Annotated in this window: 25 protein-coding genes and 1 pseudogene; 11 read left to right on the forward strand and 15 right to left on the reverse strand. The window is 47.7% G+C overall.

Annotation, left to right across the window (positions count from 1 at the left end):
* Window positions 1–6 precede the first annotated feature (6 nt).
* Both istB and istA read right to left on the reverse strand, forming a co-directional pair.
* Window positions 7–732 carry an IS21-like element helper ATPase IstB gene (gene istB / locus NSQ24_RS00205; protein ID WP_172921002.1) on the reverse strand — a complete coding sequence of 242 codons (726 nt, stop codon included), beginning with the start codon at window positions 730–732 and terminating at the stop codon, window positions 7–9.
* A gap of 1 nt (window position 733) precedes the next feature.
* Entirely contained in the window at window positions 734–2,221 is a 1,488-nt protein-coding gene (istA, locus tag NSQ24_RS00210; RefSeq protein ID WP_227278712.1) for an IS21 family transposase, read from the reverse strand.
* Window positions 2,222–2,358: 137 nt separating this feature from the next.
* Here istA and NSQ24_RS00215 point away from each other — a divergent pair.
* Window positions 2,359–2,820 (forward strand): annotated as a pseudogene (locus tag NSQ24_RS00215) (ATP-binding protein); the annotation flags it as partial.
* Here the strand turns inward: NSQ24_RS00215 and NSQ24_RS00220 are convergent.
* Both NSQ24_RS00220 and NSQ24_RS00225 read right to left on the reverse strand, forming a co-directional pair.
* Window positions 2,812–3,180, reverse strand: a complete 369-nt coding sequence (locus NSQ24_RS00220) for a hypothetical protein (RefSeq protein ID WP_031933571.1) — start codon at window positions 3,178–3,180, stop codon at window positions 2,812–2,814. The pseudogene NSQ24_RS00215 and the gene NSQ24_RS00220 sit on opposite strands and share 9 nt — an antisense overlap.
* A 95-nt stretch (window positions 3,181–3,275) precedes the next feature.
* Window positions 3,276–4,172 carry a stalk domain-containing protein gene (locus NSQ24_RS00225; RefSeq protein ID WP_051925673.1) on the reverse strand — a complete coding sequence of 299 codons (897 nt, stop codon included), beginning with the start codon at window positions 4,170–4,172 and terminating at the stop codon, window positions 3,276–3,278.
* 562 nt (window positions 4,173–4,734) lie between these two features.
* Between NSQ24_RS00225 and NSQ24_RS00230 the strand changes: the two genes are divergently transcribed.
* On the forward strand, window positions 4,735–5,109 hold the full coding sequence (locus tag NSQ24_RS00230) for a phage holin family protein (RefSeq protein WP_003392684.1): 375 nt from the start codon (window positions 4,735–4,737) through the stop codon (window positions 5,107–5,109).
* A complete protein-coding gene (locus NSQ24_RS00235; RefSeq protein ID WP_339166958.1) occupies window positions 5,106–5,978 on the forward strand; it encodes an N-acetylmuramoyl-L-alanine amidase in 873 nt (290 codons plus the stop codon). Before NSQ24_RS00230 ends, NSQ24_RS00235 begins: the two co-directional genes overlap by 4 nt.
* A gap of 71 nt (window positions 5,979–6,049) precedes the next feature.
* Here NSQ24_RS00235 and NSQ24_RS00240 read toward each other — a convergent pair whose 3' ends face one another.
* Window positions 6,050–6,934, reverse strand: coding sequence for an IS3 family transposase (locus NSQ24_RS00240; RefSeq protein WP_155808033.1), 885 nt, complete (start codon window positions 6,932–6,934; stop codon window positions 6,050–6,052).
* Window positions 6,874–7,200 carry a helix-turn-helix domain-containing protein gene (locus tag NSQ24_RS00245; protein WP_024985204.1) on the reverse strand — a complete coding sequence of 109 codons (327 nt, stop codon included), beginning with the start codon at window positions 7,198–7,200 and terminating at the stop codon, window positions 6,874–6,876. The genes NSQ24_RS00240 and NSQ24_RS00245 overlap by 61 nt, the downstream gene beginning before the upstream one ends.
* A 299-nt stretch (window positions 7,201–7,499) precedes the next feature.
* Between NSQ24_RS00245 and NSQ24_RS00250 the strand changes: the two genes are divergently transcribed.
* From NSQ24_RS00250 to NSQ24_RS00260, 3 genes are all read left to right on the forward strand, one after another.
* Window positions 7,500–8,081 carry a sigma-70 family RNA polymerase sigma factor gene (locus tag NSQ24_RS00250; RefSeq protein WP_339166960.1) on the forward strand — a complete coding sequence of 194 codons (582 nt, stop codon included), beginning with the start codon at window positions 7,500–7,502 and terminating at the stop codon, window positions 8,079–8,081.
* Window positions 8,074–8,925: a hypothetical protein gene (locus tag NSQ24_RS00255; RefSeq protein ID WP_003392691.1), complete on the forward strand. Its 852-nt coding sequence runs from the start codon at window positions 8,074–8,076 to the stop codon at window positions 8,923–8,925. The genes NSQ24_RS00250 and NSQ24_RS00255 overlap by 8 nt, the downstream gene beginning before the upstream one ends.
* Before the next feature lie 375 nt (window positions 8,926–9,300).
* The gene (locus tag NSQ24_RS00260; protein WP_003392693.1) at window positions 9,301–10,113 is read left to right on the forward strand and encodes an alpha/beta hydrolase; all 813 of its coding nucleotides are present in this window, start codon (window positions 9,301–9,303) and stop codon (window positions 10,111–10,113) included.
* A 96-nt stretch (window positions 10,114–10,209) separates the two neighbouring features.
* On the opposite strand, the gene NSQ24_RS00265 is transcribed toward NSQ24_RS00260, so the two are convergent.
* A complete protein-coding gene (locus NSQ24_RS00265) occupies window positions 10,210–10,743 on the reverse strand; it encodes a cysteine hydrolase family protein (protein WP_339166961.1) in 534 nt (177 codons plus the stop codon).
* A 141-nt stretch (window positions 10,744–10,884) separates the two neighbouring features.
* On the opposite strand from NSQ24_RS00265, the gene NSQ24_RS00270 reads away from it, so the two are divergent.
* A complete protein-coding gene (locus NSQ24_RS00270) occupies window positions 10,885–11,235 on the forward strand; it encodes a hypothetical protein (RefSeq protein WP_024985356.1) in 351 nt (116 codons plus the stop codon).
* Between the two features lie 137 nt (window positions 11,236–11,372).
* Here NSQ24_RS00270 and NSQ24_RS00275 read toward each other — a convergent pair whose 3' ends face one another.
* Window positions 11,373–11,909, reverse strand: coding sequence for a hypothetical protein (locus NSQ24_RS00275; RefSeq protein WP_031933565.1), 537 nt, complete (start codon window positions 11,907–11,909; stop codon window positions 11,373–11,375).
* A 168-nt stretch (window positions 11,910–12,077) separates the two neighbouring features.
* Window positions 12,078–12,449 (reverse strand): L,D-transpeptidase, encoded by a 372-nt coding sequence (locus NSQ24_RS00280; protein ID WP_003392701.1) that lies wholly within the window; start codon window positions 12,447–12,449, stop codon window positions 12,078–12,080.
* A gap of 684 nt (window positions 12,450–13,133) precedes the next feature.
* Here NSQ24_RS00280 and ltrA point away from each other — a divergent pair.
* Window positions 13,134–14,399, forward strand: coding sequence for a group II intron reverse transcriptase/maturase (gene ltrA, locus NSQ24_RS00285; RefSeq protein WP_024985202.1), 1,266 nt, complete (start codon window positions 13,134–13,136; stop codon window positions 14,397–14,399).
* 119 nt (window positions 14,400–14,518) lie between these two features.
* Here ltrA and pdaA read toward each other — a convergent pair whose 3' ends face one another.
* The 3 genes from pdaA to NSQ24_RS00300 all read right to left on the reverse strand — a co-directional run bounded on the left by pdaA (window position 14,519) and on the right by NSQ24_RS00300 (window position 16,128).
* Complete coding sequence (gene pdaA / locus NSQ24_RS00290) at window positions 14,519–15,298, reverse strand: delta-lactam-biosynthetic de-N-acetylase (protein WP_243015067.1); 780 nt, start codon at window positions 15,296–15,298, stop codon at window positions 14,519–14,521.
* A gap of 95 nt (window positions 15,299–15,393) precedes the next feature.
* The gene (locus NSQ24_RS00295; RefSeq protein WP_157211872.1) at window positions 15,394–15,549 is read right to left on the reverse strand and encodes a hypothetical protein; all 156 of its coding nucleotides are present in this window, start codon (window positions 15,547–15,549) and stop codon (window positions 15,394–15,396) included.
* 156 nt (window positions 15,550–15,705) lie between these two features.
* On the reverse strand, window positions 15,706–16,128 hold the full coding sequence (locus NSQ24_RS00300) for a DoxX family protein (protein WP_024985353.1): 423 nt from the start codon (window positions 16,126–16,128) through the stop codon (window positions 15,706–15,708).
* 139 nt (window positions 16,129–16,267) lie between these two features.
* Here NSQ24_RS00300 and NSQ24_RS00305 point away from each other — a divergent pair, with 139 nt between their 5' ends.
* Window positions 16,268–16,585 carry a helix-turn-helix domain-containing protein gene (locus NSQ24_RS00305; protein WP_003392707.1) on the forward strand — a complete coding sequence of 106 codons (318 nt, stop codon included), beginning with the start codon at window positions 16,268–16,270 and terminating at the stop codon, window positions 16,583–16,585.
* Window positions 16,586–16,644: 59 nt separating this feature from the next.
* On the opposite strand, the gene NSQ24_RS00310 is transcribed toward NSQ24_RS00305, so the two are convergent.
* Both NSQ24_RS00310 and NSQ24_RS00315 read right to left on the reverse strand, forming a co-directional pair.
* The gene (locus tag NSQ24_RS00310) at window positions 16,645–17,172 is read right to left on the reverse strand and encodes an ImmA/IrrE family metallo-endopeptidase (RefSeq protein ID WP_003392709.1); all 528 of its coding nucleotides are present in this window, start codon (window positions 17,170–17,172) and stop codon (window positions 16,645–16,647) included.
* A gap of 178 nt (window positions 17,173–17,350) precedes the next feature.
* Window positions 17,351–17,716 (reverse strand): helix-turn-helix transcriptional regulator, encoded by a 366-nt coding sequence (locus NSQ24_RS00315; protein ID WP_003392711.1) that lies wholly within the window; start codon window positions 17,714–17,716, stop codon window positions 17,351–17,353.
* Between the two features lie 165 nt (window positions 17,717–17,881).
* Between NSQ24_RS00315 and NSQ24_RS00320 the strand changes: the two genes are divergently transcribed.
* Window positions 17,882–18,100, forward strand: a complete 219-nt coding sequence (locus NSQ24_RS00320) for a helix-turn-helix transcriptional regulator (protein ID WP_003392713.1) — start codon at window positions 17,882–17,884, stop codon at window positions 18,098–18,100.
* Window positions 18,101–18,162: 62 nt separating this feature from the next.
* A complete protein-coding gene (locus NSQ24_RS00325; protein ID WP_003392715.1) occupies window positions 18,163–18,363 on the forward strand; it encodes a hypothetical protein in 201 nt (66 codons plus the stop codon).
* Window positions 18,364–18,513: 150 nt separating this feature from the next.
* Here the strand turns inward: NSQ24_RS00325 and NSQ24_RS00330 are convergent, their stop codons facing one another.
* Complete coding sequence (locus NSQ24_RS00330; RefSeq protein ID WP_003392717.1) at window positions 18,514–19,431, reverse strand: hypothetical protein; 918 nt, start codon at window positions 19,429–19,431, stop codon at window positions 18,514–18,516.
* Window positions 19,432–19,436 lie beyond the last annotated feature (5 nt).

Genomic DNA, 19,436 nt, shown 5'->3' on the forward strand with positions numbered 1-19,436 from the left:
TTGAAACTACAAAGGAATCCTATCCATTGCCTGTTTGAAGCGGAAACTCTCACCTGTGAATGAGAGGATATGAGCGTGGTGTACCAGACGATCAACGAGCGCCGACGTGAGCTTCGTGTCTCCAAACACCGATGTCCATTGGCCAAACTCCAGGTTAGATGTAACGATCACACTCTGTTGCTCATAGCAATCCGCAATCACGTTAAACAATAACTCAGAACCGGTTTGGCTGAACGGCACGTAGCCGACTTCATCGAGAATAAGTAAATCTATCTTTTTCAATTTCTCGCGAAATCGGCTGAGTGTTCCCGCCACAAATTTTTCCTGAAGTACAGAAACCAAATCGGAAGCCCGGTAGAACTGTACCGCCTTGCCCCGGCGGCAAGCCTCCACGCCCAGTGCCGTTGCCATATGGGTTTTCCCTGTGCCGACGGCACCCATTAAGAGTAAATTTTCTTTGCGTTCGAGCCAATCCAATTCCTGGAGCAGCTCCGGACTACTGCCACTAGGGAAAGAGATATGGTCATACACATACCCCTCGAAAGTCTTAATATGCGGGAACCCCGCCTGCTGAACAAGCTTACCTAACTTGGCACGGCGGCGGCCGTCCAGTTCCGCAACAAGGATTTGCTCCACAATGCTACGAATCTGCTCATTCTGTTGAACGGATACGTAGTCCACGACATGCGCCAATCGGAGTTGTCGGCACAAATCTCCCAATGCCGTCGGCATCTCAGCTCACCCCCACAAGTTGATCATAGCGTTGGAGAGAACCTTCTACGCGAGTTCCCGGAGGGGACAACGTCTCCTCCCACGTGACAGGGAGGTCACGACTGCCATATTTTACGCCTAGCACGGCCGTGATGCGCGTAATCGGTGTGTCTTGGCCTAGTAGAGCAATTACCTCTTGAATCTGTTCGATGGTGTAAATATCACACCAGTGCGACATTGCCTGAAGACGATCTTTTCGCTCTGTTAGATCCTTCACGGTTACATACCCTTGCAAGATCTCCGGTAGCATACGGAGAAACTGCGAGTGCGTTACACTACGTGGTTTTTTCAGCCATCCAGCGCATACTTGTGACCACGGAATGTCTACATTTCGTCCCGTATAAGGTCTGGGTACTTCCCGAATTAGCTGGTGTTGGCCGTTTAGAATGACAAGGCGATCCCAAAACGTTTGGATCAGTACCTCACTGCCTGGCGTTGCCATCCCCAGCAACGGAACCGTCAATTCATCCTTCCGAATCTCTCCATACTTATTCACCACTGCAGCACCCAAGCGAAAAGCCTCAAATCCATGCTCCGGCAAGGTAAGCAATTTACGGCGATCATCCTCCCATAGATCTGCGATGCAACGATTTAGGGCATAATGCTGACGACCACGATCACGGCTAGCTTGCTCGGCGAAGTAGGCAACTAACTGTTCATGGCTTTCATAGATGGGAATCGGCACTGCCCAATTGCGCTTGGAGTACCCGCATTTGTTCTCCACGTGCCCCTTCTCATGACCACTGTATGGGTTGCAAAAGACAGCTTCAAACCGGTAGTGAGCGCAGAATCGCTGGAAGCCATCCGTTAATTGCCGTTCGCCCTGCTTCTCGATATGAACGACGGCAGCGGAGAGATTGTCAAACCAGATTCGCTGAGGAACACCTCCCATTTGTTCAAAGCACAGCTTCATCGCCTCCAAAAAGCATTCCTGATTCTCCGCTGGTGTCGGATAGACGAAAGCGGCATTGCTGTACGGAAAAGACATTACCAGCAGTTTGTATGTGACCAATCGATGATCTCGGCATACCTCAATGGTTGTAAAGTCCACTTGTGCCTCACCCGGTGGATGTTCAAGCCGTTCGTACGTTTTGGCACGGTCCAGTTCCATTTCACTTTTTCGTCTCTGCACATAGGCCAATACTGTACGTTGTCCACCTGTAAACTGATGCTCATCGCGCAAACGTTGGAAAATGCGCACACCTGTGTGTCGCTGCTTACGGGGGACCAAACGGTCCTCCTCTAACCAGGTATCGACGATCTCCATAAATGGACCCATGACAGGACTTCTGCCCTTTCGTTTTGTCATCGAGGCATTCCAATCGGTTTTATCGGCATATTTTTTGGCAGTCCGCCAGTGAACACCTACGCGTCCTGCAATCTCGTTTACCGAGCATCCTTCTACTTCGCGTAAAAACCTGATATAGTGTTGTTGAGGCATTTTCAGCATCCTTTCCATTCTCCTTCGCTAAGTTGTCCCAAACCTAACGGTAGGAGGAATTATTGATGCTGACAAGTGCCTTTTTTGTATTTGTTTTGAGCATTTTTACGCTGCAATATTAGGCATTTCTATTGTGCAATAAACAGCATTTAGCCGTTGCTATCGCTATGGAGGCCATTGGACAAGGATTGCCTGTGTATTTCGTCTCTCTCGCGCAGCTCGTGGGCGATTTACGAAAAGCTTATGAAGAGAATCGCCTGGACAAACGAATGAGGGTATATCTCAGGCCACGCATCCTCATCGTGGACGAGGTGGGCTACCTCCCCCTCGATCCGCTCGCTGCAAACCTGTTTTTTCAGTTGGTTTGTGCACGCTACGAGAAAGGAAGCATGATTCTGACTAGCAACAAGAGCTTTGGCGAATGGGGCGAACTCATGGGCGATCCCGTTCTTGCTACAGCTGTTCTCGACCGCTTATTGCATCACTCCCACGTCGTGAACATCCGGGGGAACAGCTACCGGCTCAAAGAAAAACTAAAAACCGGAATCTATTCGACACCAGGCGCACAGGTGGGTCAAAATTATACCGGCGCTCGTGGGTCAAATTAATTCCGGCGTTGACAGATAAATCATTTCTACAAGATCACCATTGCTGTCTTCCAATTCTATGAAATACTTTTGCTTATTACCACTGCTATTAGACTTTTTAATATCAGACGCGAATCTTCTTTTACTGAATTCCATCTTCGTGAAATCATTCAATACTTTGTCTATAGTGTTTGGATCTGTTACATGTATTTCTTTACTGCTATTTCTAATGTAAATTGAAGAGATTTTTTCTTTATCAAATGTGATAATTTCATCAAAGGACCAATTTTTAAAACCTGGCAAGTAAATGAAATTGTTGAGAGCAATAATGAACACAAGAATTAGCAGAAGAGAGGCGAGTAGGGTTCTTATTTTTTTCATACGTGACACGTCCTAAAAAATAAGTGTGGAACCAAACCCGATTATAAACCAAATATTAGGAGTGAATCTCCATTTTTCAATAGTAAGTCCACATGTCAGCCTAAAAAATAACCTCTGGCGAAAACATCCATGTCATTCACATCGACCGGAGAAATCCCTTCCGCATAAGAACCACTTACATTTTTTGTGCCGTATTTGAAAAATAGCGCTCCTGTTGATTTATCTACAAGGATTTCATAAGGTCCACTCAGTATCCAGTATCCCGCTGTCTCACCCTGATAGGAGATATTGTTTATCCTTTGTTTGATTTCAGCTAATGTCCTATTGGAAGTATAGCTGCCATCCGCATATTTCCCATTTTTCAAAAATGTTGCGAATGCCTGGATCATGGCGTTGCTGGCTAATTGGATTGCCTTTTCCTTGGTTACATTTTTCGCTCTGGTATCAATCGATAGCAATGGATTTGTAAAGGGCATAATCCCGATCGTATAGCTGATGTCTGCACCAAATGCTTCTGCGACGGTTCTTAAAGGGACATATACTCGATTGTCAATCAATTGTGCAGCTAATGGTAAGACGACTGGTTTGCCATTGATGACTGCATTTTGATCTCCTGCTTTTAGTACTATTTTTTTGCCTGTAGATTCTATGACTACCGTATTGTTCTTCGCATCCCAGTTCACCCGGCCCCCCAATTCTTCGGTGACAAGTCTGATGGGAACTAGCGAATAACCATTTTTGATTGTAATATCCGCGTTAGGTATAAAATTATTGTTTATCATCAGGAATGGAAATGTATCTACTTCATTAATCGTTGTCGTTGCCCCATTTTGATACGTGATTTTTTGGACCCAATGTTTCCCGTTTTCAAAATCGGTAAGGTTTGGGTCAATCGTACATTGATACCAATAGTTGTTTTGCGTTTGCCCGAAAGCTGTAAGCGGCATAAGTAAACTGAACACTACGAATAGCAGACTTGTTAACTTCCTCATTGCTTTTCCCCTCCTCAGGGCATCTCTTCTTCAGTGGTCAGTCTACACTCAAGGGCTGTTTACAGTATTTTTACTGCACCACCTGTCGGGATATTCGGAGAAACCTCTGGCCAGCTTCACTATGGTTTCAGATGAGTAACCGGTGATATAATCTTGATCAACTTTTGAAACAGAACTGAGAAACCTTTTTCCCAAACCCATGATAATCTTGTACTGTAAGCAAATATGGAAAGCCACCCGGAAGCAATCCGAGTGGCTTTCCCGTTTCTTACCAAGCTGGCTGAAAAAAGGGCCGATGCTTCTTCCGCCTGTCATTCACACGGAAGAATATCAAGCTCCGGTTGCCGAGCTTTTAGCCGCACAAGTTGAACAACAATAGCGGACGCCATTCCTCAACTACGAGTGAAGGCGTTTTTTTATGGGGAGCTGCGGCTCCCCGACTTTTTTTCCTAAGGGAGGGATGATAAGCATGAAAGACTCAATCATATCTGGTGCAGCTGGCGCCGCTTGTATCTCGGCTTTTCATTTTTTATACGGAGAAAATCCCGTGAGGATGTTAATCATGACATGGTACGTCTTTCTGATCGCCATGGACTGGATAGCGGGATACAGGGCCTCCAAAATTGATGGTTCTTACGCATCCGAATACGGAATCAACGGGGCTTTTCGGACAGCATTCCTGCTCTTCATGCCGGCAGTAGGTCACCTGATCGATACGGTAATCGGAACACCGGGGATTGGCTTTGGTTTTCTGATTGCGGCATTCGGCTTGCACATTTGGAAAAGCATGACGGCCAATGTGGTTCGAGCTGGTTGGGAAAAGTGGGTACCGGAGTGGGCGATGAATGCCGTTTCGGATGAGATCGAACACAAGCTGGCCAGAGCCATCAAGCGGAGACAGGAGAAGGAAAAGTATGGGGATGGTGATATGTCGTGAAGATAGCAATAGATGCAGGACACGGCCCGGAAACACCGGGAAAGCGAACGCCGGACGACAGCATGCGGGAGTTCCACTTCAACAGCGTGGTCGCCCGTTATGTCCGTGATGAATTGAAACAATACGATGGGGTAGAGACGCTGTTTACCCACGCTGACGACGGCAGCCGGGACGTGCCGTTACAGGAACGCACAGACAAGGCCAACGCCTGGAGGGCAGATGCATTCGTCTCCATTCACGCAAATGCCTTCGGGAATGATTGGAACGACGCAAACGGCATCGAGACGTTTGTCTACACATCGCGGCCTCCCGCAGCCGTAAAGCTGGCCGAAGCCGTTCAGCGTGCGCTTGTCCTCGCTACCGGCCGGAAGAACCGCGGGGTCAAAGCAGAGAATTTCCATGTGCTGCGGGAAACAAACATGACCGCGATCCTCGCCGAGTGCGGGTTTATGACCAATAGGGAAGAAGCTGAGCTGTTGAAGAGCGATACGTACCGGCGTGCGTGTGCAAGAGCGATAGTAACCGGGCTTGCTGAAGTTTATGGGTTGAAAAGGGCAATCGCTGCAGGTACGCTGCCTCAGAAGGTAACGATTGAAATAAACGGAGTTCGGCTTTCGGCTCAGGGGTATCTCCAAAACGGAGTTTCCCTCCTGCCTGTTCGAGCGGTTGCGGAAGCGGTTGGAGTGGTTCCTGCATGGAATCCAGCGGCGAAGCAGGTCAGCGTAAATGGGCTTGCTTTGAACGGAACGATTGAGTCCGGGACGGCATATGCTTCCGCTCGAGAGCTCGCCTCGGCACTTGGCTTGAAGGTGGAATGGGACGGAGCCACAAAAACTGTAAAACTGTCGAAAAGCTGCATATGTCGATGAAAAAATGAGAAGAGCCCTCCTGCGGAGTGGTCAAGACCCCATTTAGTGGACAGTAAGAAAAAACCCGACCGTTAGACCGACAGCTGACGTCTGAATTCAACAGGCGTCAGCCTTTTTAATTTTCGTTGTGGTCGACTTTGGTTGTAGAATTGAATATATTCCTCAATTCGCCTTTGTGCCTCATCCACACTTCGGATATCATAAGGGTAGAGCCCTTCCGTTTTGAGATGCGAGAAGAAGCTCTCCATCGAGGCATTATCATAACAGTTGCCTCTCCGAGACATGCTGATTTGGGCGCCAACCTTCGGCAACATGTCGTGGTAAGCGTAGGACGTGTACTGGAATCCCTGATCGCTGTGAACGATCAGTCCAGTCACGTCTTTCGTCTTTTTAAAGGCTTTCTCAAAGGTCCGTAGGACCAACTGATTGTCGTTGCGAACTCCAATGTGGTAAGCCACAATCTCATTATTAAACAAATCCTTAATAGCAGACAGGTAGAGCCACGTATCCGCGACACGATACTGTGTGACATCGGTTACCCATTTTCGATTAGGTGCATCCGCTTTGAAATTCCGCTGCATCACATTCTCAGCGACTCGTCCACCTTCGGTTGAAGCATAGTGACCTCGATATTTGCGGCGTATTCGAGAACGGAGCTTCATTTCTTGCATCAGACGTAGTACCTTCTTATGGTTGACCCATACCCCGTGATCTCGTAAGAGAAACAGCTGGGTTTGTCGATACCCATATTTACCATCATACTTCTTATAAACTACTTTGATGAGGTCTTTCACGGGCTTGTCCCGGTCCGCTTGTTGCCGTTTCAAGTATGCATAGTATCCACTTCTTGAGACTCCAAACAGCTTGCAAAGTTCACTAGTCGTATACTCACCAGCTACTTGCTTGATCGCCTCATACTTATGGGCTGCACCTCCCGCATCCAGATTTTCAAACACTTTTTTAGCATCGAGTTCTCTCGTTTTAGCTTTTTAACATATCGATCTTGATCAACATATTCTTCACGTCTACCTCGTTGATCCATCAACCCAAATTCGCCTAACTGTTTATATTTTTTCATCCATACTTTAAGCCGGTGGCGGTCCGGAATCCCCAGATGCTCCATGATTCGACGGTATGTCCATCCTTCTTCGATATGCAGTCGTATGGCTTCCACCTTTAATTCGTGAGAATAACTTCTAAACGTTTGCCCCTTTTTCACCATAAAAAATGCACCCCTTAAATTTCATCGGATTTACCAGGGGTTTAATCCAATGTCCATTCTAAGGGGTGCACTTCAGAGCCATCCGGGGAGGGCTTTTTGCCGTGGCAGCTGCTTGCTCGGCTTGTCGTAAAGCCGCGTACGTTCTAAACTGGCTCCTTCTAAACCACCCGCCTTTCAAAAACAACAATTTCAAAACGATTTGTTAATGCTTTTGGCGAGGCGACGTATTAACATACGTAAAACTTCCCTATACAAGATGGACAAATGGGAAGGGAGAAAGGCAGAAAGGAGGAAAGGAGTTGGAAAGTGCCAGAGTACATATGGAAATCTGCCACGATCAAAAAGACAGGCTCCGTGAGGGTGTTTTATCTACAGAGCAGTTTTCTCAAATTTACGAAATATACTTCGATCGCGTGTACAAGTATATCTGCTACCGGATTCACAATCAGTACGAGGCAGAAGATATTTGCAGTCAAGTTTTTGAAACGGTCATCTCCAAATACCACAGTTTCTCGGAGGAAAAAGCAAAATTTGATGTATGGCTGTTCGCGATTGTCAGAAACACTGTGACAGATTACTATCGCGCCCGGAAAAAAAGATTCCACTTTTCGCTGGATTCCATAACAGAGCTGATCATGCCCAAGCCGTCTCCCGACGAGCTGGCAATCCGGGACGATGATCATCAGGCACTGTTTAAAGCACTGGCAAAGCTGCGCGACAAAGAACGCAATATTATCGCAATGAAATTCGCTGCCGGTCTGAAAAATTCAGAAATAGCCGAGCTAATGGGTGTAAGCGAGTCCAATATCGGTGTCGTGGTCTACAGGAGTTTAAAAAAGCTACACAAAATCTTGGAGGCAGGTAGGTTCAAGGATGAGTGAAAAACATGATCCGAAGACATATGGAAACGTCGTTGAATTGCTTGAAAAGGCGGAGATCAATAACAGCTTGGCCAAGGAGCGCATTTACAAGCGTCTGGTAAACAAAATCGAGACGGGAACCATTCAACTCCAAAATACGAAAAAGGGTGGGAAAGCTCTGATGAATAGAAAATGGAAAACGGCCGCTGCGGCTGCTGCTGTTATAGTTCTCATTGGCGGTGCGCTTTCGACGACCTCCTACGCGCAAGGCATGATCCAGTCAATCCTGGCACGTTTTCAAGTTGGGAATATGGAAATTGTCCAATACAAGGAACTGCCGGTTTCTGAAAAGAGTGTATCGGCCGGGCAGGATAGGGGAGCGGATTCCGCAGTGACAGAATGGCCGGCATCTCCAAAGCTGACTCTGCAGGAAGCTCGCTTGGCAACAGGCATGAATTTCCCCGCGCCCTCCTGGATCGCAGATTATGAATACGTCAACACTGTCATTCACGGAAAAACCATGGTGGAAGTACAATACAGTCACGGCGAGAAAACGGCTGATTTCTTGATCTCTCAGGGCGGTGAAAATGGCATCGGCACTACTGACCCGGTCAAGACTGAGGTTATTGAAGGGGCCAAGGTCTATTTCGCGAACGGTATCGTGATTTGGGAGCATGAGGGATTCACGGTAGAATTGTACACTCGTGATGATTTTGACACTGCAACGCTCGGAAAAATAATCAAGGGCTTTGCGGTTGGAGCGCCGCCTACGCAAGAAGAAATCGATATGGCAAAATCAAAAGGGGACAGTATGACGCAAACAGAAAAAGCCGGCCCTGCCCCTGCCCCAGCGTCTAAGAATTAATCGGAGTCTGATGTCGGCTTCGTCTCCCCAAACAGTGTTCAAGCTTTTATGTTATGGACGAACCCGGTTCTCTACGTTTTTGGAGAACCGGGTGTTCATTTTTTGATCGTTATAAAGCAACAAATTGAGGTCTTTTCCCGCAAGACGCAAATGTTGGCCTAGCGTGTTAATGAAAAAGGCACTGGCGGTTCGTTTGCGATGATGGCTAGCCTGCCGCTATATCGAGGCAGCGGCCGGACGCGCGCCTTTCGCGAACACATTGCGGCGCTGCACGGCGGTGGTCGGACTACATGCTTTGTTGCAAGACAAGTATCTATCCTGCTCTTCCCCACATAAGGTATGCATAGGCAATCATCCAGAAGGGGAGTAATTTTGATGGGCTATTACGTTGCGGTTGAACAAAATGTAAATCTTTACGTGGAGGATCTCGACCCGGGCAATGGAAAACCAGTGCTGTTTATCCACGGCTGGCCGGTTAATCACAAAATGTATGAATATCAGTTCAACCAGCTTCCCCAAATGGGGTACAGATGCATTGGAGTCGACCTGCGCGGATTTGGAAAGTCGGACCGTCCCTGGAGAGGGTATTCCTACGATCGATTGGCAGATGATATTCGGGTGGTCATAGACACCCTGGAGCTGGAGAATATCACTCTCGCCGGATTTTCCATGGGAGGAGCCATCGCGATCAGATACATGGCCCGATACGGAGCAGATAAGGTTTCCAAGCTGGCTCTTTTTGCGGCGGCAGCCCCTCTGTTTACCAGACGTCCGGATTACCCGTACGGAATGACAAAGGAGCAGGTCAACAGTCTCATCCAGGCAACCTATACAGATCGGCCGAAAATGCTGAATGACTTTGGGGACATGTTTTTTGCGAGCTACGTGACGGAGGGTATCAAAGACTGGATGCACGGACTGGGTATGGAGGCATCTGGTCACGCAACGGCAATGTGCGCCGTCTCTCTGCGAGATGAGGACCTGCGCCGGGATTTGTCCGCTGTTTCCGTTCCAACCGCTATTTTCCATGGCGTTCAGGACAAAGTATGTCCGTACCCCTTTGCCGAATTTATGCATGCCGGTATCCAGGGCTCGGAGCTGGTCCCATTTTTGTACAGCGGGCATGGGTTGTTTTATGACGAGTTAGAGAAGTTTAATCGGGAGCTTGTAAGTTTTTTGGCAAAATAATAATTGGTCATTTTCTTTGTCAGAAGTAGCATTAGTAATGCTCTAATTCCTATAATCAAAATCCCCCTTGGAGGCAGACTCCTCGGGGGATTTTCTTTATTCAAAAATCTCACGAGACTCTTTTACGGTAATAATGTTTTTCGGAGTACCCAATCCATTCAAATTCGCATTGTGATGGGCAATGATATCCGCCGCCTTCAGGACGGCGTCATCGGTCGTAGAGTGACAATCACCGGCAAGGGTGACTTCGTAGCCGTGCGAGACTGCCGTTCTGCATGTCGTATCAATACAGTACTCGGTCTGAAAGCCGACGATCACCAAATGATCGATGTTGCGAGCCTTTAATTCGTCTTGCAAGGAAGTTTCGAAGAACGAATCGCATGCCGTTTTTTGAATGATCGGTTCATCCGGATGCGGGCAAAGGGTGGGATGTATCTGCCATCCGGGGGTGCCAGTGGCGAGCGGGCTGCCTTCAGGCTCGTTATGCTGGACAAAAAGGGCGGGAATGTTCGCATGCCGTGCTTTTTCGAGAAGCGTTTGAATCCGTTCCACCACTTTATTTCCCTGATAGCAGTATTCCACGATCGAGGATTGAACATCGACAATAATCAGTGCCGTTTGTGTGCTCATTCGAAATTGCCCCTTCCGGAATGGTAGGATTTCTTTTCCATCATACAACTATTCGGAAAGGAATTTGATAATATTTTTTGCAATACTTGGGAAACCATTTCTTTTTGTTAACGAATATGGTTAGCCCATAGGGAGGAAGAAATGAAAAAGTCGTTTTTTGCTGTATTGAGTATGCTGTTCGTCGTTCTTAGCCTTGGTGGTTTTGCCTCCGCTCAAACCGAAGGTACCCATGCTTCAACGGAAGAAGAGAAAGTTGTTGTTGAGGACCTAACTTACGAAGAAGCAACACAACGTATTGCCAAATATAGTGGAAGGCCGTTGGAAGAAGTGAAAAAAGAACATCCTCAAAAACTGCAGTCTTTAGACGCTTTAAGCGCTGCATGTGGATACGGTGAAGTGTCCCAAAGGTTAAAAGTCTCGGATACTTATCGACCCAGATTTATTGCTATTGTAAACAAATGCAGAGATGGCAGTGTGTCGCAAATGCTTTAAAACATTACCGATACTTCTATAGTGGATACAAGTATCTTTCTGTCACCGGAAATTACATGACACAAAGGGGCATTCCAAAGTCAAAAGAATGACGAGGGATAGCCCCTTTTTCGGCGTAGTTATTAAACATTTATAAGCTAGTTCGTTTTTCTTAAGACAAATTCATTTATAATGGTCTTAAAAATAAGAGTGTACAAAGCTTTAAGATTCTCCTCTGTCTTCTCTCCATTTTTTAAACCATACTCAAATATTTTAATCTGTCCATCCTCATAAATCATCCCAGTTGCATACATACCTGAATGTGTTGAGGGAGCGTTGGAATAAGTTAAAGTTTCCTCTGTGAATGGGTAATATGACTTTGTAGATCCGATAAAGAATACGGGGTATTTTACACTTTTGTAGAGTTTGGCATATTGCCCATGTGATGCTTCTTCAAGTTTCTCCGGCATGATAAATAGAGCATCGAAATCCGTATCAGTGGCGTTACTCAGCTTTTCAAATGTTGTTTCTGTGAAAACAATATTTGTTTCAGTAACGGCGGGAGACTGTCCAATGACTCCAATTTTTAACGTTTGCTCTTTTATTGAGTCATCGGGTAATAAGTTGTCGTTTTTAACACATCCAGCCGTCACGAATAAGCAGGTAAATATGAAAAATAGGAACAAATTCCGCAAATCATCAACTCCTTTCAAATATATTTTACATATAATACCATCCCCTTTGTCTTCCAAGCAAATTTATTGGATAAAGCACTTTTTTCTACAATTATTCTTGGCTTGGAGTATGGCCCCCAGCCATCGATTCGATGTTGAACTAGTTTGCTTTTGTTGATCTACCTCAGCCTATTCCTGACGAATCTGCACTGGCGTACCAATGGGAACCAGCTTGGCCAAGCTCTCTACATCTCGGTTATGCATGCGTATACAGCCGCGTGAGACGTAATGGCCGATCGATGATGGATTATTGGTGCCGTGAATGCCGTAATGAGGCTTGCTCAGCCCCATCCAATAGGTGCCGAAAACGGACAATGGACCTCCGCGGTAAGAATTGGGGTAGGGAACCTTGTTGATGATCGTGAAGTTGCCGCGCGGGGTAGAGGTCGCAATTTTGCCCAGACCGACGGGATAAGAACGGATGAGGCGATTGCCGTCAAAGAGATAGAGGCGGAGTTTATTGATCGAGATGCGTATGCGGTATGCCGGGATGAAAATCACCTCCCTTTTTAAAGAACCGGGATTGTGCTTCTATTGCATCGTATGCGATTGGGAAAAAGCGGTCCCCGCCGCATGTGGCGATCCACACAAAAAACCTGCCGTGCAAAGCGTAGCGGCAGGTTCCTGTTTGTGCGCCCAGCATGGGCGATAGCTATAGGGTGAAAGTCCCGAACGGGGGTTGGCTGTACCAACCGTTAGCTCAAGGCAAGGGTGTCGACCGCGAGGTCGAATCTGAAGGAAGCCGGCGGCAAAATCCCGACCTGAGGTACACGAACCCAATTTGAGGCTGTTGTATCCGGGCGAGTCTGCCAAACAAGACAAAGCCCCATACAGCCAAGGGATACAGTAGTAAACTTGGGCAGGTACATGGGATGAAAGTTATCGTTCTTACCTGGGGAGGTCTGCATGAAACGCCTTCAACTGTTGGTAACCGTCTCCGTAAGGAGACGCTGAACATGCAGAAGTCAGCAGAGGCCATAGTACCCGAGTAGAGGACGCTTGAATGGGGAAGGGCCGAACATCAAGTCAGCATGCGATCCATGTCTTTTGATACGGTACGTCGAAGCAGAATTCTGTCAAGGAACTACTTTTGAAGAGCAGGGGTGAAGCCCCGAGGGTACAAAAGAGGGCTGAGTATCGTACAGCAAGCACGGAGTCCGCATGTGCGAAGGAAGGAACATCATTATGGATTTGCTGGAAAAAGTCTTATCACGGGAAAACTTACGGATGGCACTCCAACGAGTGGAGGAAAACAAAGGTGTCGGTGGAGTCGATGGTGTTTCAACCGAACAACTACGCGATTATCTACGTGAACACTGGCAAGCCATCCGCGAGAAGATGGAAAGGGGAACCTATAGACCTTCACCTGTTCGCAGAGTCGAAATCCCGAAACCTGACGGTGGTGTAAGGTTATTAGGCATTCCCACCGTGGTAGACCGCTTTATTCAGCAGGCCATCCTCCAAGTGTTAACGCCGATCTTCGACCCCACCTTCTCGGAATCTAGCTATGGGTTCCGTCCAAAACGTAGCGCTCACATGGCAGTAAGGAAAGCGCAAGCGTATATCTCCGAAGGATATCGTTTCGTGGTGGACATCGATCTAGAGAAATTCTTTGATCGCGTAAATCATGATATTCTAATGAGCCGTGTGGCTCGAAAAGTTCAGGACAAGAGAATTTTAAGACTGATTCGTTCCTACTTGAATGCGGGGATCATGATAAATGGCGTCTGTACAACATCAAGTGAAGGAACACCGCAAGGTGGGCCGTTAAGCCCACTTTTGGCAAATATCCTACTTGATGATTTGGACAAGGAACTCGAAAAGAGAGGCCACCGTTTCTGCCGCTACGCAGACGATTGTAATATCTACGTGAAAACAAAACGGGCAGGGGAACGAGTAAAGAAGAGTATTCAAAACCACTTGGAGAAGGTACTAAGGCTAAAAGTAAATGAGGAGAAAAGCGCGATAGACCGACCATGGAAACGAAAATTCTTGGGCTTTAGTTTTACCTTTGCAAAACAGACAAGGATTCGCATCCACCCCAAATCCCTCCTCAAGCTAAAAGAGAAAATCCGCACGATCACGAATCCGGTGTGGAGCATCTCGATGGAGAAGCGGATTGAAAGAATAAATCAGTACCTCATGGGCTGGATTGGATATTTCGCCCTTGCAGACGCGAAGGGCATTCTACAATCCATTGAGGAATGGACAAGGCGCAGGCTCCGTCTTTGTTTGTGGATGCAGTGGAAACGCGTGAGAACCAGATATCGAGAACTTCGTTCTCTTGGCATATCTCACGTAAAAGCCATTGAAATTGCAAATACCCGCAAGGGTGCATGGCGTACCACAAAATCTCCGCATATACACAAAGCCCTCGGCATTGCCTACTGGCAACAACAAGGGCTGAAAAGCTTAGTGCAACGATATTCTCAAATTCGTCAAGCTTGGTGAACCGCCGTATACCGAACGGTACGTACGGTGGTGTGAGAGGACGGGGGTTAGTCGCCCCCTCCTACTCGATTGGTTGTGATGAATCCGGTAAAACTGGGGGAATGATGGGTAAAAAGATTTCACGGAGCAGGATGCGGGAGAGTCGGGCGCAGGAGGTCCAGACTTTTGAATTCGTACCCTTGCGCTCGTGCGGCGTCAATAATCTTGCAAAGCGCCTCGGCGTTATCTCTTGAAACCGAGTGCAACAAAATAACCGCTCCGGGATGAAGCTGGGCGAGGACACTGTCATAGGCGTACTTCCAGCCCTTTTGCGCTTTCGTATCCCAGTCCTTGTAGGCTATCGACCAAAAAACATTCGTATACCCCAGTTTCTTGCTGACCGCCAGTGTACGATCACTGAAAATTCCTCGCGGCGGACGCAAGAAGGCCATCTCTTTTTGCCCGGTAACTTCGGCTACAGCTTGTTTTACCTTATCCAATTCTTCCTTGATCCGCTCATTGGATATCTGTGTCATATCCGGATGGCTCCAGGAGTGGTTCCCGATGATATGCCCCTCAGCGGTCATCCGTTTTAACAGCTCCGGCTGATCCTTTACATAATGCCCGGTAACAAAAAAAGTGGCGGGTACCTTTTTTTCTTTCAAGATATCCAGAATACGAGGGGTGAACCCGTTTTCATAGCCATTGTCAAACGTAAGAAACAGCTCTTTTTTGGAGGTATCCCCGAGAAAAATGGCTTCGTGCTTATCGACGATGCCTTTAAAGCCCTCCTGGTCAATCGAGGGAAGCTGTCCACCCTTGCTCTTCTTGAATCCAAAGTGGTAGGGGACATCCTGGTTGGCTGCGGCATGGACAGTGAACAGGGACAAAATCAGGACAAAAACGGTGAGAAAGGTTATGCGTTTCACAGCGAAAAGTCCTCCTATTGTTGATGGGATTGCCTGAATATCGGGTAGGGATTTGATCGCATCCTTAAAACGGTATGTAAAGCTCCTCAATCCTCTTGCCAAGGAACCGGATGTGCACGGGGAATCGGATACTGCTCGTCTGGTTGGGATCTGACCACTTTCCGCTTGTCAATCGAACCTGCGGGCACCTCGGTTTCAGGGTGGTAGATAATGTTGCTGCGCTTGTTTTGGTTTGGCATCATAGACTCACCTCCTCATCGTTACTATCATGTGTACCCGGGCCCAAGAACATGCCGCCTGTAGAGAAGTTCCGGTCAAAAGTTGGTGACTGAGCGCAAAAAAACCGAATGGACCGGATCGTCCCGGCACCATTCGGTTTTTGCAATATGCTGCGGTCTTTATTTGCTTGAACGGCGTTGAAACAAAAGGCGGTCGAGGGAATAGAAGGACGGTCCGGAGAGAACGAAAAGCAGCAGGATAAAGAATAGAAGCAGATCCAACTCATATCCAGGACCACTTTCCCCACCGAGGAAGCCCATTGCAATTTTCACCTTGATCGTAGCGACGGCCATCACGACTGCCAACAGAGCTGCCAAAATTCGGGTGCCAATGCCCAAAATCAAGCCAATTCCGCCCAAGAGCTCAAGAAACGCGACGACATAAGCGAAAAAGCCGGGAATACCCATGCTGCCAAACCAACCGGCAACCTGATCGAGTCCCATTTGGAATTTTGACATTCCGTGCATGACAAACGCTATACCTGCAACCACGCGCAAGAGCAAAAGCCCCCACTCGGTACGTTGATCAAATTGTCTTTCCATAAAGTGACATCCTACGGTTATTCAATATAGTAATTAGGTTACATTTCGTTAGTAAGTATAAATTAATAATTATAACACGTCAACACTTTGAAGGATTTTCAAAAGAGCGTTATACTGGAATTGAATCGAGGTGATTACTATGAAGCAGTCCTCTCTCTGTCCGAAGTTTGAAAAAGGAATGCAGCTCTTGGGCAAGCGGTGGACTGGTTTGATCTTGTATCAGCTGCTTTCCGGACCGCAGCGATTCTGTGCCATCGAAGAGGCGCTTCCGATCAGCGGAAGGCTTTTGTCTGAGCGGCTGAAGGATTTGGAGAAAGAAGGCTTGGTACATCGTCACGTGTATACAGATTCTGCCCCGGTACGGGTGGAATATTCGCTAACGGAAAAAGGGCTTGCTTTGGAACCGGTCATACTGGGGATCGAGAAATGGTCGCAGGCCTGGATCGAATTAACATAAAAAAAGTGTCGGATTATTTTCTCCGGCACTTTTTATTTGTTTGCATACATCGCGGTTTCTCATTGAGCACTTTTCCTTTTCCTCGTTTTTCCTCCCCTTCGTATTCCCTCAGAAATAATTCGCCGTTTAATCTGGGCAATACGCTTGTCAGCCAGTTCCCTTGTCACGCCAAATTCCATCGACAAGACCGAGGACGGTACCCATTCACGGTAGGCGAGAAGCAGGGGCGCCAGGAGAAAGAAAGGCATGGCCGCATAGAGAACAAATTGCTCGGCTTGCGCCTCCTGCAGCTGACGAAAAGCGGGATTCATCTGGTGCTGCTTCCCGGTATGCCCCCGTAAAATATGGCCCAGCTCATGAAAAAAATGTTCGCGCTGAACAGGCCTTGGCAGGGTTGAATTGACCGTAATGCTGCGGTAATTGCCGGATTCATAACGCATCGAGGGGCAGGGACGGTAGTACAATTCGATGCCAAGCATCTCGGCCAGCGGCCTTTCTTGCAGGTCGCCACAATGACTGATGCCAACATCCGCATATATTTGGGTCAACCAGCGTTCCAAATCCGTTTGCCGGTAATGAGAGAGCATGTGGTGATTCCCCCTTCCGAAACAACAGAGAACGTATGTTCCTTTTCATGGTGTAAAAAATGCCGCAGGGTGCAATGTTGCCTGGCACAGAAATAAGGCGGCCATCACAACGAAAAATGCTTGCGGCTTTTTCCAGCTTTATATTCGAGCAGAGCAGGACAATTGTGGATGACCGCTGCTACTTGTTTGTTCCTTTGTTACCGTGCAGCGCCTTCCACCTGAGGTACTCGATATGCTTCTTCACTTCATCAATTTCCGTTTCGGATAGCCCCTCCAGGTCAAAAAAGGAGATGTGCTCATCTGACCCGGTTGTTTGCGATGTCCCATTGCGAGTAGGGTTTTCCGTTTTTCCGAGCAGAAAATCAGTCGTAACCGAAAATACGTCAGCAGCCTTGGATATCAGGTGATTATCCACGCTTTTTTTCTCGCCCGATTCGATGCGGGAAAGAACGGTATTGTGAATGCCCAATTTTTCGGCCAATTGGATTTGGGACCATTTATGTTTTTCCCGAAGGTATCTGATCCGTTGACCGACGATTGACATAGTGTCACAACCTTTCCATCATAGCAATACTATTCTACCAATTTTCCATAATGGAAAATAGCGGTTTGTTGAAATGACAAGGATATGCTTGACTTTGCTGAAAATGAAAAGGTAAGATATGGATAATAACATTTTGCTTATTTGGCAAAAAAAGGGGGTTTACCGTTGGAGAGGATAAACCTGAATTTCATTGCACGAAGAAGGATGGAAATCGGCATTACCCTAAAGGAAATGGCTGCCGCTTTAGGGTTCAAGAATGCGTCTACGTACCTCAAGTACGAAAAGGGGGAGTACGATTTTAAAGCCAATCACCTTCCCGTGCTGACACGTATGTTGAAATGCCAGCTGCGAGATTTATTTATCTGTCTGACTTTGCTGTTATAGCAAAATGGAGTGGCGATTGCAGGAAAGAGATTTCGTTAACGATGTAGCGAGGGGTGGGAGAGGTGGACGTTCACGAAGCGAATCGGAAGCAGCTGGATATATGGAAACGAACAATTGCGTATGAGCTGGCCATGATGGCACCGAGGAGTGAATCTGCCTGCGGAGAATTTCTAAGCCGTCTGGAGCGGTTTGAAAAGCAGATAACAGGAGGACCTGCAGATTGTCCAAACATCGAGCGGAAAAGAGAGTGTATCCGAACATAGAATGGATGTCAGTTTACAGAAAAAAGCGGTTCTCCCCGTGAAAGAACCGCTTCGGCATGCTTCGGCGTGATCAATCGCTGCCTGTCGTCTTGCATCTGTTTTTAGCAAGCTTTCATACGCTGGGCCCATATCGTTTAGCCGAAAGCCGAGTTACCGCAATACAGAAGAAGCCATACGGACGTAAGTGTGGCGCTTGCCGCGCACGGTAATCGAGTAGTGCATGATATTTTCCGGGATGGCGATTCCGTTGTACCCGGCATCCCCGATATGGTATAGGTCGGCACCTGCCATCTTGCTGGCAAGCGCGATCTGCCGGATCGTGGCCTCATCGGAGCCTTCCTGGCTGGTTCCTGTCGCGAGCAGAGCCAAAGCTCCGTGGGCATGAACTGTATCGACCATGGCCTTTGCCGAGTCGAGAGTGATGCCGGGAATTGTGCCGGGGGAAGGCAGCAGGATAATGTCCGCTCCTGCTTCGATAAAATCGATGATCGTCTGCTTTGCGACCAAATCACCGCCAGCTTCCCCTTCCACGCCGGCTCCATGCATTTTTCCCGCGATAATCAGCATCTCTGCTCCCATCACTGTCCGGGCTGTTTGAATTGCCTCCCGGATTTCCCGGTTGGTAACCCCTGTCTTGGGGTTTCCGGTCAAGCAGATGAAGTCAAAACCGAGATCTTTGGCAGCGGCAAACGTTTTGGCAGAAGCAAGTCTGCCAGGAGGCAGGGAGTGGAGCTGCTCCGCTTGTCTGGCGTCTGGGTCGACCGGCTCCAGATTCAGCCCCACAGGCCTTCCGATCAGCCGCTTGAGGTCCTGGACTATTTCTTCAGGCTTTGCGCTTGTCAATCCCTCGACATGAGGAGAAAAGACGTCAAAGAAATTGAGCAGGATCATGTCGGCCCCAAAAGAAGCTGCCAGCTCAGCATTGCTCACGCTCGGATACAGCGGAGTGAAGGCGGAAATGACCTCGGCTACCAGGACACGGCCTTCAGAGGCTTTGATCGACTGCTTCAAATCCTGTCCCGACATCCGCGCAAAGTCGGACGCCGTGCAATCCAACAAACGTTTCATTGGCA

This window comes from Brevibacillus sp. FSL L8-0520 (genome assembly GCF_037963895.1).
GTDB lineage: Bacteria > Bacillota > Bacilli > Brevibacillales > Brevibacillaceae > Brevibacillus > Brevibacillus borstelensis.

Coding starts and splice junctions, on each gene's coding strand:
- NSQ24_RS00225 (WP_051925673.1), bottom strand. CDS start 4,172: ATGAGGAAGTTAACAAGTCTGCTATTCGTAGTGTTCAGTTTACTTATG.
- NSQ24_RS00305 (WP_003392707.1), top strand. CDS start 16,268: ATGAAGCAGTCCTCTCTCTGTCCGAAGTTTGAAAAAGGAATGCAGCTC.
- NSQ24_RS00295 (WP_157211872.1), bottom strand. CDS start 15,549: ATGATGCCAAACCAAAACAAGCGCAGCAACATTATCTACCACCCTGAA.
- NSQ24_RS00300 (WP_024985353.1), bottom strand. CDS start 16,128: ATGGAAAGACAATTTGATCAACGTACCGAGTGGGGGCTTTTGCTCTTG.
- NSQ24_RS00220 (WP_031933571.1), bottom strand. CDS start 3,180: ATGAAAAAAATAAGAACCCTACTCGCCTCTCTTCTGCTAATTCTTGTG.
- ltrA (WP_024985202.1), top strand. CDS start 13,134: ATGGATTTGCTGGAAAAAGTCTTATCACGGGAAAACTTACGGATGGCA.
- NSQ24_RS00310 (WP_003392709.1), bottom strand. CDS start 17,172: ATGCTCTCTCATTACCGGCAAACGGATTTGGAACGCTGGTTGACCCAA.
- istB (WP_172921002.1), bottom strand. CDS start 732: ATGCCGACGGCATTGGGAGATTTGTGCCGACAACTCCGATTGGCGCAT.
- NSQ24_RS00255 (WP_003392691.1), top strand. CDS start 8,074: ATGAGTGAAAAACATGATCCGAAGACATATGGAAACGTCGTTGAATTG.
- NSQ24_RS00265 (WP_339166961.1), bottom strand. CDS start 10,743: ATGAGCACACAAACGGCACTGATTATTGTCGATGTTCAATCCTCGATC.
- NSQ24_RS00245 (WP_024985204.1), bottom strand. CDS start 7,200: ATGGTGAAAAAGGGGCAAACGTTTAGAAGTTATTCTCACGAATTAAAG.
- NSQ24_RS00270 (WP_024985356.1), top strand. CDS start 10,885: ATGAAAAAGTCGTTTTTTGCTGTATTGAGTATGCTGTTCGTCGTTCTT.
- NSQ24_RS00230 (WP_003392684.1), top strand. CDS start 4,735: ATGACATGGTACGTCTTTCTGATCGCCATGGACTGGATAGCGGGATAC.
- NSQ24_RS00330 (WP_003392717.1), bottom strand. CDS start 19,431: ATGAAACGTTTGTTGGATTGCACGGCGTCCGACTTTGCGCGGATGTCG.
- NSQ24_RS00260 (WP_003392693.1), top strand. CDS start 9,301: ATGGGCTATTACGTTGCGGTTGAACAAAATGTAAATCTTTACGTGGAG.
- istA (WP_227278712.1), bottom strand. CDS start 2,221: ATGCTGAAAATGCCTCAACAACACTATATCAGGTTTTTACGCGAAGTA.
- NSQ24_RS00315 (WP_003392711.1), bottom strand. CDS start 17,716: ATGTCAATCGTCGGTCAACGGATCAGATACCTTCGGGAAAAACATAAA.